Source organism: Pseudonocardia xishanensis (assembly GCF_039541715.1).
Taxonomy (GTDB): domain Bacteria; phylum Actinomycetota; class Actinomycetes; order Mycobacteriales; family Pseudonocardiaceae; genus Pseudonocardia; species Pseudonocardia xishanensis.
This window is the reverse complement of the sequence record NZ_BAABGT010000034.1, coordinates 43,155-56,107: the sequence shown is the minus strand read 5'-3', so window position 1 is coordinate 56,107 and position 12,953 is coordinate 43,155. Positions and strand designations below refer to the sequence as shown.

The 12,953-nt window shown below is 75.1% G+C and carries 14 protein-coding genes; 8 read left to right on the top strand and 6 right to left on the bottom strand.

What is annotated here, in order from left to right; translation table 11 throughout:
- Nucleotides 1-125 precede the first annotated feature (125 nt).
- A complete protein-coding gene (locus ABD993_RS15580; protein ID WP_345418033.1) occupies nt 126-410 on the bottom strand; it encodes an amphi-Trp domain-containing protein in 285 nt (94 codons plus the stop codon).
- A gap of 46 nt (nt 411-456) precedes the next feature.
- Entirely contained in the window at nt 457-2,274 is a 1,818-nt protein-coding gene (locus ABD993_RS15575; RefSeq protein ID WP_345418030.1) for a glycoside hydrolase family 15 protein, read from the bottom strand.
- 207 nt (nt 2,275-2,481) lie between these two features.
- Between ABD993_RS15575 and ABD993_RS15570 the strand changes: the two genes are divergently transcribed.
- The 3 genes from ABD993_RS15570 to ABD993_RS15560 are packed head-to-tail and all read left to right on the top strand — an operon-like array spanning nt 2,482 to nt 4,015.
- Complete coding sequence (locus tag ABD993_RS15570; RefSeq protein ID WP_345418027.1) at nt 2,482-2,733, top strand: hypothetical protein; 252 nt, start codon at nt 2,482-2,484, stop codon at nt 2,731-2,733.
- A gap of 47 nt (nt 2,734-2,780) precedes the next feature.
- Nucleotides 2,781-3,551 (top strand): hypothetical protein, encoded by a 771-nt coding sequence (locus tag ABD993_RS15565; RefSeq protein ID WP_345418024.1) that lies wholly within the window; start codon nt 2,781-2,783, stop codon nt 3,549-3,551.
- Nucleotides 3,548-4,015, top strand: a complete 468-nt coding sequence (locus ABD993_RS15560) for an RDD family protein (RefSeq protein ID WP_345418021.1) — start codon at nt 3,548-3,550, stop codon at nt 4,013-4,015. Before ABD993_RS15565 ends, ABD993_RS15560 begins: the two co-directional genes overlap by 4 nt.
- Before the next feature lie 79 nt (nt 4,016-4,094).
- On the opposite strand, the gene ABD993_RS15555 is transcribed toward ABD993_RS15560, so the two are convergent.
- Entirely contained in the window at nt 4,095-6,692 is a 2,598-nt protein-coding gene (locus ABD993_RS15555) for a hypothetical protein (RefSeq protein WP_345418018.1), read from the bottom strand.
- Nucleotides 6,693-7,469: 777 nt separating this feature from the next.
- Between ABD993_RS15555 and ABD993_RS15550 the strand changes: the two genes are divergently transcribed.
- The 5 genes from ABD993_RS15550 (at nt 7,470) to ABD993_RS15530 (ending at nt 10,465) form a co-directional block, all read left to right on the top strand.
- Entirely contained in the window at nt 7,470-8,126 is a 657-nt protein-coding gene (locus ABD993_RS15550; protein WP_345418015.1) for a hypothetical protein, read from the top strand.
- Nucleotides 8,123-8,596, top strand: coding sequence for an STAS domain-containing protein (locus ABD993_RS15545; protein ID WP_345418012.1), 474 nt, complete (start codon nt 8,123-8,125; stop codon nt 8,594-8,596). The genes ABD993_RS15550 and ABD993_RS15545 overlap by 4 nt, the downstream gene beginning before the upstream one ends.
- Nucleotides 8,597-8,651: 55 nt before the next feature.
- Entirely contained in the window at nt 8,652-9,074 is a 423-nt protein-coding gene (locus ABD993_RS15540; RefSeq protein ID WP_345418009.1) for a hypothetical protein, read from the top strand.
- An 88-nt stretch (nt 9,075-9,162) separates the two neighbouring features.
- Nucleotides 9,163-9,894, top strand: a complete 732-nt coding sequence (locus ABD993_RS15535) for a VIT1/CCC1 transporter family protein (RefSeq protein WP_345418006.1) — start codon at nt 9,163-9,165, stop codon at nt 9,892-9,894.
- A gap of 439 nt (nt 9,895-10,333) precedes the next feature.
- Nucleotides 10,334-10,465 (top strand): hypothetical protein, encoded by a 132-nt coding sequence (locus tag ABD993_RS15530; RefSeq protein ID WP_345418004.1) that lies wholly within the window; start codon nt 10,334-10,336, stop codon nt 10,463-10,465.
- Between the two features lie 16 nt (nt 10,466-10,481).
- Here ABD993_RS15530 and ABD993_RS15525 read toward each other — a convergent pair whose 3' ends face one another.
- The 3 genes from ABD993_RS15525 to ABD993_RS15515 all read right to left on the bottom strand — a co-directional run bounded on the left by ABD993_RS15525 (nt 10,482) and on the right by ABD993_RS15515 (nt 12,856).
- Nucleotides 10,482-10,856, bottom strand: a complete 375-nt coding sequence (locus tag ABD993_RS15525; RefSeq protein WP_345418001.1) for a DsrE family protein — start codon at nt 10,854-10,856, stop codon at nt 10,482-10,484.
- Nucleotides 10,853-11,236, bottom strand: coding sequence for a nuclear transport factor 2 family protein (locus tag ABD993_RS15520; protein ID WP_345417998.1), 384 nt, complete (start codon nt 11,234-11,236; stop codon nt 10,853-10,855). The genes ABD993_RS15525 and ABD993_RS15520 overlap by 4 nt, the downstream gene beginning before the upstream one ends.
- Nucleotides 11,237-11,317: 81 nt before the next feature.
- On the bottom strand, nt 11,318-12,856 hold the full coding sequence (locus ABD993_RS15515; protein WP_345417995.1) for an HD domain-containing phosphohydrolase: 1,539 nt from the start codon (nt 12,854-12,856) through the stop codon (nt 11,318-11,320).
- Between the last annotated feature and the right edge of the window lie 97 nt (nt 12,857-12,953).

The window sequence follows — 12,953 nt, the reverse complement described above, 5'->3', positions numbered from 1 at the left end:
GTGTCATCAGGCCGTCGCGGGCGTCGTCGGTCACTGTAGCCACGGTGTCCCCGATCGCGCCAACCCGTGCCTCGACCTCCGCGGCGGGCCGACGCCGCCGGCGGTCGGTCGGTCGCGACGTGTGCTCAGCCGTGGTTCCGCCCGCGGCCGGCGGGCTTGGCCGGGCCCCGGTCCGTGGCCACCGGGGCGGTCGACCACTTCAGCTCGACCTCGAGCTCGACCTCGTCGCCGTCCACCTCGACCTCGACCTCGCAGCGGACGTCGTCGGGGACGTGCAGCTTCAGCCTGGTGTCGCCGAGCTGGACCTTCACGGTGTCGCCGTCGGCGAGCGCGGCGGCCAGTGCCGCGAGCCTGCGCGCGGCGTCCTGGCGGGAGAGGGCGTCGGTCCGGCTGACCTCGACGTCCGACATGGGGTGCTCCGTTCGCTCGGGTCCGGTGGGGTGCGCGGTCGTCGGCTCAGCCGAGCGCCTCGTCGAGCGTCAGCGCGGCGTCGATCAGGGCGAGATGGGTGAAGGCCTGGGGGAAGTTGCCGATCTGCTCGCCGGTCAGCGCGATCTCCTCCGAGTACAGCCCGACGTGGTTGGCGTAGGTCAGCATCTTCTCGAAGGCCAGCCGGGCGTCGCCGAGTCGGCGCGCGCGGGCGAGCGCGTCCACGTAGAGGAACGAGCAGAGCGAGAACGTGCCCTCCGAGCCCTGCAGGCCGTCGGGCGACGCGGCCGGGTCGTACCGGTACACGAGGCTGTCGGTGACCAGCTCGTCGTCCATCGCGGCGAGCGTGGAGCCCCACATCGGATCGGTCGCCGAGAGGAAGCCGACGCGCGGCATCCGCAGCAGCGAGGAGTCGAGCACCTCGCTGCCGTACTGCTGCACGAAGGCCTTCCGCGTCGGGCTCCACCCCTTGGCCATGATCTGGTCGTAGACGGCGTCGCGGGCCGCGGTCCAGCGGGCGACGGCGGCGGGCCTGCCGTGTGCGGCCGCCATCCGGATCCCACGGTCGAACGCGACCCAGGTCATCAACCTGCCGTAGGTGAAGTCGCTGCGACCGCCCCGGGTCTCCCAGATGCCCTCCTCCGGCTGGTCCCAGTGCTCGGTCAGCCAGTCGAGCAGCGCACCGATCTCGGTCCACCCGCGGTGTCCGACCTCCAGCCCACTCCGGTCGGCGACGAAGATGCTGTCCAGGGCCTCGCCGTAGATGTCGAGCTGGAGCTGGCCCGCGGCGCCGTTGCCGAGGCGGACCGGCGCCGAGCCGCGATAGCCCGACCAGTGCTCCAGCGTCTCCTCCTTGAGGTCCGAGGACCCGTCGACCCGGTACATGATGTCGAGCGGGCCGCTGTCGGTCCCGGCCCGTTGCGCGACCCGGTCCCGCAGCCAACCGCTGAACCGGGCGGACTCCTCGAGGAACCCCAGGCGCAGCAGGGACTGGACGGAGAACGACGCGTCACGCACCCAGGTGTAGCGGTAGTCCCAGTTCCGCTCGCCGCCCACCTGCTCCGGCAGGCCCATCGTCGGTGCCGCGACGAGCCCGCCGGACGGGGCGTAGGTCATCAGCTTCAACGTGATCGCCGAGCGGTGCACGTTCTCCCGCCACCGTCCGGTGTAGGTGCACCGGCCCAGCCAGGACCGCCAGAACGCGATGGTGTCGTCGTGCATCCGCTGGAACTCGGCGAGCGGGATCTCCCGGGGCGGACCGTCCGCGGCGGACTCGAGCACGACGCCGCGCACGTCGCCCTGCCGCAGGGTGAACGAGACCCGGACGTCGCCGTCGTCGACTCGGCCCCTGGCGACGCGGGTGTCACCAGGGTTCCGCACCGCGTGCAGGGTCAGGGTGAGCCCGTCGGATCGGAAGACCGCCCCGTTCTCGGTGACCTCCGTGGTGTGCGGCCTGCGGCCGTAGTCGAACCGCGGTGCCACCTCGGCCTCGAACTCCATCCTCCCGCGGGTGCACCGGACCAGGCGGACGAGCCGATGGCGGTCGGTGGCCTCCGGGCCAGCCGGGGGCATGAGGTCGACCACCTCGCCCACGCCCGCCTCGGTCAGGAACCGGGTGATCAGCACCGCGGTGTCCGGGAAGTACATCTGCGTGACCCGGTACCCCGGAGCTGCCGGACGGATGGCGAAGTGTCCGCCCCGCTCGTCGTCGAGCAGCGCGCCGAACACGCTCGGCGAGTCGAAACGCGGACAGCAGAACCAGTCGACCGATCCGTCCGTGCTGACCAGGGCGGCGGTCTGCAGGTCCCCGATCAGCCCGTGGTCGGCGATCGCTGCCTCGGTCATGGGGGTCTCCTCGGGTCTCGGGGATACGGCACGCCCTGCGCGTGGGTTCGGCCCGGCGGGCGCGTCCCGGTCGGAGGCGTACGTCGCCCCGGTCGCCCACGCCCACTGGACGACGATGATGGTCCGAGGACGACGCCTCCCCCTCATCCGTGGCGGGTGAGAGCCCCGCGGTGCGCGCCGAGGCCACCCGGCCACCCCGTCGGGGTGATGGCGGGGGCCCGCCGCGACCTGGAGACTCCGCTGACGGACCCGCCGTGGTGGAGGCTGATGATGTCGACGATCTCGGAGCCGGTCGCGGCGCAGCCGGAGGCACTCCCCACCGAGGTGTGGCGCCGGCGTCTGACGCGGATGCTCGCGGTCGAGATCCGGGCGGCGATCCGCACCGAGACGATCACCCCCGCCCAGGCCGACCAGCTGCTCGCCCGCCTGGTGCTGGTGATCGACCAGGGGACCTCGTGACCGGGGACCCGCTGCGGCGACACGGTGAGCGTCACGGACTCCACCCGATGCGGGCGACCCGTGCTCGGCCGGCCCTGGTCCTCGCGACAGGAGCCGCGGTCCTCGGCGCGGAGCTGGCGTGGCGGGCAGGCCGGCCGCTGCGGACGATGTCGGCGGCGGCGGCGCGCATCGCGGGCAGCGCGGCCGACGTGCTGGTGCCGGCCGAGCTGACCGAGGAGCTCGCCGCCCGGGGTTTCGCCGCCACGGCCGCGACGAGACGCCGGGTCGAGGCCCTGGTGTCCGCCGTGATCGGCCGGACGGTCGAGGCCTTCCTCGCGGCGACCGACCTCACGGCGCTGGTCGTCGAGCACGTCGAGCTCGACCGGGTCGCGGCCGGGCTCGACGTCGACGGGGTGATCGCCCGGGTCGACCTCGACGCGGTGCTCCGGCGGGTCGACCTCGACGCCGTCATGCGGCGGGTCGACCTCGACGCCGTGGCCACGCGGCTCGACCCGGACCGGGTGGTCGCCCGGGTCGACCTCGACGCGGTACTCCAGCGGGTGGACCTCGACGCCGTCGTCGCGCGCCTGGACCTCGACCGGGTGGTCGCGGGGGTCGACCTGGACGCCGTCGTCGCCCGGCTCGACCTCGTCGGCCTGGCCCGCGGGGTCATCGACGCCATCGACCTGCCCGGCATCGTCCGCGAGTCCACCGGCACGCTGACCTCGGACACGGTCCGCGGGGTCCGGAGCGAGGCCCAGCAGGCGGACGAGGTCGTGGCCCGTGTCGTCGACCGGCTGCTGCGCCGCTCGAGCACGCGGGCCGCGGTCCCCCCGTGATCCCGCCCGCCGCCCGCCCCCGTTCGACGGCGGGCATCGTCAGTCGGACGCTCGCCGCCGTCACCGACCTCGGTGTCGTCCTCGTGCTGCTGGGCGTGGTCCTGCTCGTGGCGGCCGGTGCGCGGTTCGTGGTCTCACCGTTGTCGTTCCACTGGCCCGCCCCCTCCTGGCCGCTGTCGGTCCTGGTCGCGGGGATCGTCGCGGTCACGTACCTCGCGCTCGGCTGGGCCACGGTGGGCCGGACGGTCGGCGACGCCGTCCTGGGGCTACGGGTGCTCTCCCGCGGCGGCGGGCACCCGGGTTGGGTGCGGTCGGTGCTGCGCGCCGTGCTCTGTGTGGTCTTCCCGCTCGGCCTGCTGTGGGTGCTCGTCAGTCCGTGGCGCCGGTCCCTGCAGGACGTCGTCCTGCGCACGACGGTGACCTACGACTGGGACGACGCGATCGGCAGCCCGCGCGACCGGTGAGCACGACGCGCCTCCGGCCGCCGTCGACGTTCCCGCCCACCGTGCCCGCACCGGTGGCGGCCCCGGTCGGTCTCGTCCGTCACGGGGCGGTCTCCGACGGGTCCCGGCCTGCGGCGGGGCGCGCCAGGAACTCGATCACCGCGAGCACGACGAGCAGCACGGCCACGATGACCAGGATCGTGACCCCCGTCGGCTGCGAGAGGAACACGAACACCAGCGCGGCCACCGCGACCGCCCCGATCCGCAGGACCCGCACGTGGGCCCCCACCCAGGCGCCGACCGGGCCGGTGGACCGACCCCCGCGGATCCGGGCCACCAGTCCGGCGGTCCGCCGCCGCAGACCGGTCGCCGTCGCCGACGGGCCTGCCAGGAACGCGCCCAGCGCCACCACCAGCGCGAGCACCAGCAACGCCCGCCCCGATGTGCGCAGCGAACCGACCAGGAGGTCGAACGCGGACGCCGCGGCGACCGCGCCCGTCTGCGGCACGGCCCCCACCAGCACCCCACGCACCACGAGCAGTCCGGCGGCGAGCACCACCAGCGCCAGCGCGACGCCCAGGGCCGCGCCGATGAGCGCACGCAGCCGACGTCGGGCGAGGTAGACGCCCACGGCCAGCAGGAGCAGCGTGATCCACGGCAGCACCGTGGCCACCGAGGTGAACGTCGTGTACGCCCACTGGGCACGGACCAGCTTGTCGGCGGGCGCGAGCGCGATCGTCGGATGCACCTCGGGGATCGCGCCCGCGGCCGTGAGCCCCTCGGCGACCAGGCGCTGTTTCGCCGCGTCGATGACCGGCGCGAGATCGAGGTACACCGTCCCGTTCTGGACGACCACCGCCTGGCTGTCGCCGCTCAGCACGGCGACCAGCTGCTGGTGGGCGAGCCGCAGGGCCCGGTCCCACGCCTCGGCGAACTGCGGGCTCGCGACGAGCAGGCCCACCTTGTCGTGCACGAACCCGGTCGCGGCCGTCTGCAGGGCCGGGGTGAACGAACCGAGCCGCTCGACGAGCCGGGGTGGCAGCCCCTGGGCCGCGAGCGCCGCGAGTGCCTCGTCGGCGAGCTGCTGCACGTCGACGTAGGAGAACACCGTCGTGGTCACCCTGTCGGTCACGGCCGCCTGCACCGCGGGGTCGTCGATCACCGGCCCGACCGTCGCGACGAAGCTGTCGGTGTTCGAAAGCTGCTGACGGGTCCAGACCGACACCAACGACACCGGGGTCAGCACCACTCCGAGCACGATCAGTACCGCGGCCACGACCGAGCGCCACCGGATCCGGGCCCGCCGTCGCGGCGGTCCGGCCCGCAGCGCGGAGTTCTCCTGCCGCAGCCGTTCGAGCTCGGCCCGTTCGCCGGCATCGAGCGCATCCGATACCTCGGGTGATGCATCCTGAGCCGTCATGTCGGCCTCCCCACTCGCCACGGGCGGAGCGTGAGCAGGCTTTCCCGTCGGGACCGTCTCCGCGTCACCCGCGAGGGATGAGAGGACGTCGGAGTCCCCCGGCCGCGCGCGGTGCAGGCCATCGCCTGCGGGCTCTGCGCCACCGTGCTCGCCACCGTCGCGTTCGGCGCCCGACACCGTGCCCCGACGCCGGGTGCGGGGCCTGCGGAGAAGCAGCGCGACGGCCGCGACGGCGGCGAGTCCCGACCCGACGACGATGCCGACGAAGGCCGTCGACCCCCCGCCCCGGCACTCCTCGACCGGGTCGTCCCGGACCAGGGCGCACCTCATGAGCCCGCCCCGCTCCGCCCCGTAGCGGACCACGAGCTCGGCCCGGAGGTCCCGCCACTGGCGGGCGGTCTCCGCCTCGGCCGCCGCGACGGCCGCGGCGAAGTTGTGGCCGACCATCCCACGCGACGTCGTCGGGTCTGCGACCTCGCCGGTCACGGGATCGACTATCCCCCGGTCCTTGTTCAGTGCCGCGTGCGTCACCCGCCCGGTGCAGGCGCCGACGCCCGGCACCTCATCGCGCACCACGAAGCATCCGGTCGAGAGCTCCGCGGGAATGCTCGGGGCGGTCCCGCTCCGCAGGTCGAGCACGGGGCTCGGGGCGGGCAGGCCGAGCCCCGGCGGGTTGCCGTCCCCGATCGGACGAGCCGGATCGGCCTCGTCCGCCCAGTTGCTGTGCGCGTAGAAGTCCTGCGCCCCGTGCAGAACCCGTCCGAACATCTCCAGGACCGTGCACTTGGCGCGCTCCTCCTTCCGTTCCACCGCCCTGCACTCGGTGGCCGGGTCGACCTCGCCCTCGACCAGGTGCCCGCGGTCGTCCACGAGCCTGCCTGCCGCCTCGACCGCCGTCGCGAACCGCCCTCGCATGCTCTCCACGCAGGCCGTGAGCGCGGCGGTGGCCTCCTCGCGCGACCGCGGGTAGGGGCCTGCCAGGAAGTCCGCGTCGTCGCAGTGGGCCGCCGGATCGGACAGCTCGTCGCTGTCCGGTGCCCCGACGGCACCGAACTCCCGCCCGTGACCCGCGAGGTAGTCCAGCGTCCTCGGTGCGAAGCACTCCGCGGCGAGCGCCCAGGTCCCGCAGGACAGGGCGGCACGCGTGATCCGTTCGTGCTCCCGGTTCTGGCCGCCCGCGTCGATCGTGCCGAACCCGACGGCCGAGCCCGGCGCCGCGAGGAACCACGTGACCATGACGAGTGGGACCAGTGCCGCGAGCCGCCGTCGTCGTCGCACCTGAGGGCCTCCGAGCGAGATGGTCCCGGAACGGACTGATCTCCCGGATCGTGTCCCGCGGGACCACCGTCCCCCTCATCCGCCGGGGGTGAGGTGGCCCGCCCGCCACCCGGTCCCGTCGGCACGCCCCAGCTGCTGATCGGCGGGCTCGAGCGCTCCGTCTCAGGATCCCCCGACGTCGTCACGTCACCGCGGCGCGTGAATCCCGCGGACCGGGTGACCCGCCCCGGTGAGGCCGGGCCCCGTCGGGGAGCCGCCCCGTCGGGGAGCAGGCCGCCCTCCGCTCCTGATCCCGGCGGACGCACTCCGCGGACCCCGGACCGGACCGGTCCCCTCGTCCTGCAGCTGCTGTTCCACGCGCTCGGCCGGCTGGACCTCGGCTTCGACGGCAACGCCGACACCAGCGTGCGCGCTGTCGTCAGTGGCCCGGCCTCCTCGCGCTCCTCCTCGGCGGTGTCGCCGCAGGCGCGTCGAGAACGCCCGCCAGACCGCCGGATGGGCCGCCCTCGGCCTCGGCCTCACCATGGTCGCCGCCCTCGGCGGATCCCTCGGCGCCACGATCCGGCCCGGCAGGAGCTCTCGCCGTCGGCGGCACCGGGCGCGATGTAACACCTGGCAGCGGTCCGGCGCTGGTGGCGTGACGGGTCGGGCGTACCCCCCCACGCCCGGCCCGTCATCGACCGGACGTGGGCGTGCCCGAGCGGGGCACCGGGCCCGGACCCGCGACGAGGAGGCGCTCGGCGCCCCCGGGAGACAGCGGGAGACAGGAGGACCGGGATGGGTGAGCATCGTCGAGGCCCGAGCCGGGTGTGGCTGTCTCCCGCCGAGGCCGATCGGCTGCTCGACGGCGGGGGTCGACGCCGGGACCTGCGTCGGCTGCTCGACGCCGCGGCGGCGCTCGGGTCGGCCAGGGAGCTCCGCGGCGAAAGCGGTGCCCGCGCCGCCTTCGCCGCGGCGGCAACGGGTCTGCCACACCCCGTGCGGACCCCTCGCCTCGTCGCCGCGAGGACGATCATCGCCGTCCTGGCTCTGGCCGGGACGGCGACGGGTGGCGTCGCGATCGCCGCGAGCCGGCCGTCACCCGCTCCCGCGACGCCGTCGCCACGTCCCGGGCCTGCGGTCTGGGTGGGGACTCCGGCGGCGGCCGTGGGCGACGCCGCGATGTGGGCGGGGACCCTCGGGAACCGGGCTCCGCGCGCCGAGACCGACGCCACCCGCCCCGTGAGCGGCGCCGGGATCGTCGAGGAGTGCACGCCGGCCGGCTGCGGATCGGACCCGGCACCCGTCGCCGACGCCCCGTCCGCACCGCGCGGCGCGGAGGAGCCGGGCTCCACGGCCGCCGCCGTCGCGCCCGAAGCGCCGGGTCAGGCCCGGCGCGCCGGGACCCCGGCCGGCCCCAGGAAGGCCGACCCGCGAGAGGGTGAGGACGGATGAACGGACCCTGGCCGTTTCCGGAGGGATGGAGTCTCCGTGTCGTCGAGCACGACGCGGGCGTCACCCGCCTGGAGGTCTGCGGCGACATCGACACCGTCACCGTCGAACCCCTCACCGACACGGTGCGGGCCCTGATCCGTGAGGGCGAGACCGTCGTCGTGGACCTGACTCAGGTCACCTATTTCGGGTCGCGCGGGCTCGCGATGCTCCTGGAGGCGGACGGGGAGGCCCGCGTCCGCGGGGCGCGTCTCGTGGTCGTCCCGGGCGCCGGGAACCGCACCGTGACCCGACCGCTCGAGCTCACCCGACTGGACGGGGTCCTCGACGTCCGCTCGGTCCGGGACCGACCGGTCCCCGAGGACGCCGCCCCGCCGATCGGCACTGGGCTGTTCGGCGGCAGTTCCACCTCTTCGGCACTCGACCGCAGGCAAAGCCGGCTAGACGTCGTGGAAGCGGGTAAACGCCGCTGAGCAGCCCACCACCGGGCTGTCGATCCGGTCGGGAACGACCACCGAGGAGAACGTCATGGGTCTGATCCGCACCGCCCTCGTGTTCGGCGCCGGCTACATCGTCGGGCGTCCGGACGGCACGGCCCTGCTGCGCAAGGCGCGCACGCGGGCGACCGAGCTCGTCAACCGCCCCGAGGTGAAGCGGGCCCGAGAACGGGCCCGGGACGTCGCGGGTGACCAGGCACTCGCCCTCAAGAGGCGGCTGCCCGCGCGGTCCGGGACCACCGGTGAGGACGGCACGTCGACGTCCGTGCCCGTGAGCGACGCCCAGGGGTGGGATCCGTCCACCAGCCCCGCCGACGCACCCGCCGACGCGACGACGGCCCCGACCGACGAGCCCCTCTCGGCGTCCGATCCGAGCGTGGTCACGTCGACCGGTGCGTCGACCGATGGGCAGACGGAGCAGGCCCCCGACCGCTCCGCCACGTGGCAGCGCTGAGGGGGCACACGGCGCTTCGGCCTGCGGCCTGTCTCAGGGCCGCCTCTCCTTGCCGGCGGCGCGCCGCTCCGGGCGGTTTCCTGAGGACGTGGACGCACCCTCCGAAGGACCTCGAGACACCCACCCCGGCGAGCCGCACAGGGGTGGGCTGGGCGGCACGCTGAACTGGCTCCGAGCGGGTGTGCTCGGCGCCAACGACGGCATCGTCTCCGTCGCCGGGCTCGTCGTGGGCGTCGCAGGCGCCACCACCGACCGCGGCCCGCTGTTCACCGCCGGGCTGGCGGGCCTGGTCGCCGGTGCCGTGTCCATGGCGCTCGGCGAGTACGTCTCCGTGAGCAGCCAACGCGACTCCGAGATGGCGCTGCTGGCCCAGGAGAAGGGTGAGCTGCGCAGCGACCCCGAGGCGGAGCTGGCCGAGCTCGCCGCCCTCTACCGCGCCAAGGGCCTGCGACCCGAGACCGCGGACACCGTCGCGCGCGAGCTGACCGCGCACGATCCGCTGACCGCCCACCTCGAGGCCGAGCTGAACCTCGACCCCGAGGAGCTGACCAGCCCCTGGCAGGCGGCCGTCGCGTCGGCCGCGTCCTTCGTCCTCGGCGCCCTGCTCCCGCTCCTGGCCATCCTGCTGCCCCCACCGGCCTGGCGGGTGCCGGTGACGGTGGCGGTGGTGCTGCTCGCCCTGGCCGTCGCCGGGTGGGCGGGTGCCCGGATCGGCGGAGCCGACCCGCGGCGGGCCGTCCTGCGCGTGGTCCTCGGCGGCGCGGCGGGCCTCGCCGTCACCTACCTCGTCGGACACCTGTTCGGGGCGGCCGTCGGGTAGTCCCGCGCCGGTCGGGTCGGGTCGGGTCGGTGCGGGTCGAGTCGGGTCGGTGCGGCGCCGGGGCCCGGAGGTCCCGCGGACCGGGACTCGGCGAGACTGTGCCGCAGGCCGACAGGGTGACCGCGAGGGGGACCGCCGATGTCCAGTCCCGACCCCGTGTCCGGGGCCGAGGTCGTGCTCAAGCCGGTGTTCGGCAGCCTCGCCGACCGCTGGGGTCCGCGCCGGGTGCTGCTCGGCGGGCTGGTGTTCTTCGCGGTCGTCTCCCTCGGCTACGCCGGCGTCTCGGGGCGCTCACGACCCCGTCCGCCGCGACGGCGGCGTCGACGCCGGCGAGGCTCGGCCAGGGCGCGGCCGCCTCGGCCTTCTCCCCCGCGGCGGGCGCCATGGTGGGTCGGCTCGGCGGACGCCGGCGCGGCCGGGTGTTCGGCTCCTACGGGGCGTGGAAGGCCTCGCCTCGGTCGCGACGGTCGAGGTCGGCCTCCTCGGGTTCGCCGCGCTCGTCGCCGTCCTGGGTGTGGCGGGCGCCGTGGGTCCGCGACGCCCCCGCCCGGGCGACCACGCCACGACCTGACAGGGGCGGGGCGCCGTCAGTAGCTGAAGGTCGTGGCGCCGTCGTCGCCGATCCACCGCCACATCGGCACGGTGCCGCCGACCTCGGCGCCCTCGATCCACGCCGTGTCCGAGAGCCCCTTGGCATCCACACAGATCGGGCACACCAGGTAGCTGCCGCCCGCCGCGCGGTACCGCTCCATCAACGCGGCGAGTGGCGGGCAACCCTCGCACGCGGTACCGCGGGCGACGCCGGGCACCGCGAGCCGGACCGCCTCCTTCGTGAGGAACATCAGCGTCGGGCGCCCCTCCTCGGCCGCCCCGACCGCGACGAGGAACGCCACCGTGACCCGCTCCGCGTCCTCCAGCCCGGTCGTCAGGCTGACCACGGCCCTGCCCGGCACCGCGGTCACCGCCCCACGAAACCGGAGCAGAGCAGGTCGAGGGTGTCGAGTCTGCCGTCGCCGGTGACGAAGAGGTGCTGCTCGACGAGTCGCTCCGTGCCGTCCGGCGCGGTGCGTCGCACCCGCCACCGCACACTCGCCTTGGACCCGATGGCGCCGATCACCGTGTCGAGGACCTCCAGCCGGTCCGGTCCGCCGAACCAGGCCAGGAAGCGGTCCGTGGCCGCGACGGGATCGACGATCTCGACGGCGCCCGGCGGGAGCAGCGCCCGGAACCGGACGGCGTCGGTGAGACACCGCCGGAGGGCCGCGAAGTCCTGCGCGGCGACGGCGTCGACGAGGCGCCCGGCGGTCTGCACCGGAGCGGGGGTGAGCGGGACGGTGGACATGGGCCCTCCTGACGGTCGGTCGTGGAGGGATCGTCGTCGCGGACGGGACGGCACGCCTCGGGTGTTCGCCCGATGTTCCGGTCAGTCCCCGACCAGCCCGTGGCGCATCGCGTACATGGCCGCCGCCCCCCGGGTCGACACGCCGATCTTGGAGTAGACGTGCTCGACGTGGCTGCCGACGGTGCGCGGCGCGAGTCCGAGCCTTCCCGCGATGGCCCGGTTGGAGAGTCCGCGCGCCACCAGACCGAGCACCTCCGCCTCCCGCGGGCTGAGCCCGGCGGGCAGCACCGGACGACGCCGGACACGGTGTCCGGCGGCCGCCAGCACGGCGTTGACCGCCTCGCCGTCGAGCCGACCCGCCGTGGCGTCCCTGCGCAGGGCGGCCCCCGCCGCGACCGGGTCCACGGCCGCCCGGTGGGGCCGGTCCTCCAGCGCGGTCCGGTAGCGGACCGAGGCGGCGAGCACCCGCGCGGTCACCGGGAGCGCGTCGCCCCGCAGCCCGCGGGGGTAGCCGGAGCCGTCGAGGCGCTCGTGGTGCAGCGCGGCCACCGCCCCGACCTCGGCCAACCGTGGCACCCGCGCCAGGGTCCGCTCGGTCAGGTAGGGATGCATCCGCACGCGTTCCCACTCCCCGGCCGTCAGCGGCCCGGGCTTGGCCCACACACCCGCCGACACCCCGTGCACCCCGAGGTCGTGGACCAGGGCCGCCCGCTCGACCAGGGTCACCCCGGCGGGGGGCAGGCCCAGCCGGACCGCCGCGTCCGCCGCCAGCACCGCGACCGCGGCGGAGTGGCCCAGGAACGAGGGCGACTTGAGGTCGGCGTAGTCGCCGAACGTGCGGAGGACACCGGTGAGCTCCGCCTCCGTCAGTTCGTCCCCCACCGCCGGGAGGGCGTCCGCGGGCGGGGCGTCGAGCCGGTCGAACACCTCCTCGGCGTGCGCGCAGACGAGGTCGACCAGCGCCGGGTCGAACTCGGTGCCGCGGCGCTCGCGCAGCATGGCGGTGGCCGCGTCGATGCCGAAGGCTCGGTGGTGCTGCTCGGCGTCGTCGGCGATGTGCACGATCCTGATCACGGGATCGAGCTCGGCTCCCCCCACCCTGCCGGGCACGCCGCGACCGTCCCACCGTTCGAACGCCTGCCCGAGCGCCCGCCCGACGTCCGCGGGCAGCCCGAGCCGTTCGGCGATGTCCCCGGTCGTCTGGCAGTGCGTGACCATCGAGCCCGCCACCGCCGGGAGCCCACCCGCGACGAGGAACCGGCCGATCGCCGTCAGCCGGCGCCACGGTCCCGCGTCCCGGCCGACCTGTTCGACGAGGAACCGGAGCATCGGAAGCCCGGCCTTGTCCACGGCGTAGCTCTCCGCCCGGAGCCTGCGGTCGTCGCCGAACCAGTGGGCCATCTCGTGGGCGTCCGCGACGCACCCCACCCAGGCCAGCAGGGACGCGGAGACCACCGCCTCCTGGGCCGCCTCCGACAGCCCGGCCAACCGCGCCACCCGGCACGCGACCACGGTCTGCCGCAGCACATGCTCCTCAGGCAGCCCCAGGCCGAGGTCGGTCGCCACCGACAGAGCCGCCAACAGCTCCGCCCGGCGCACTCCCGACGGAAGCCCACCCATCGCCACGATGGCGCACTCTAGGCTGCGACGCCCCCGCCCGGGGAGCTGACCGGGAGCGGGATGTCCCGGCCTGTCCGCCCCGGGCCGAACGTCCCGG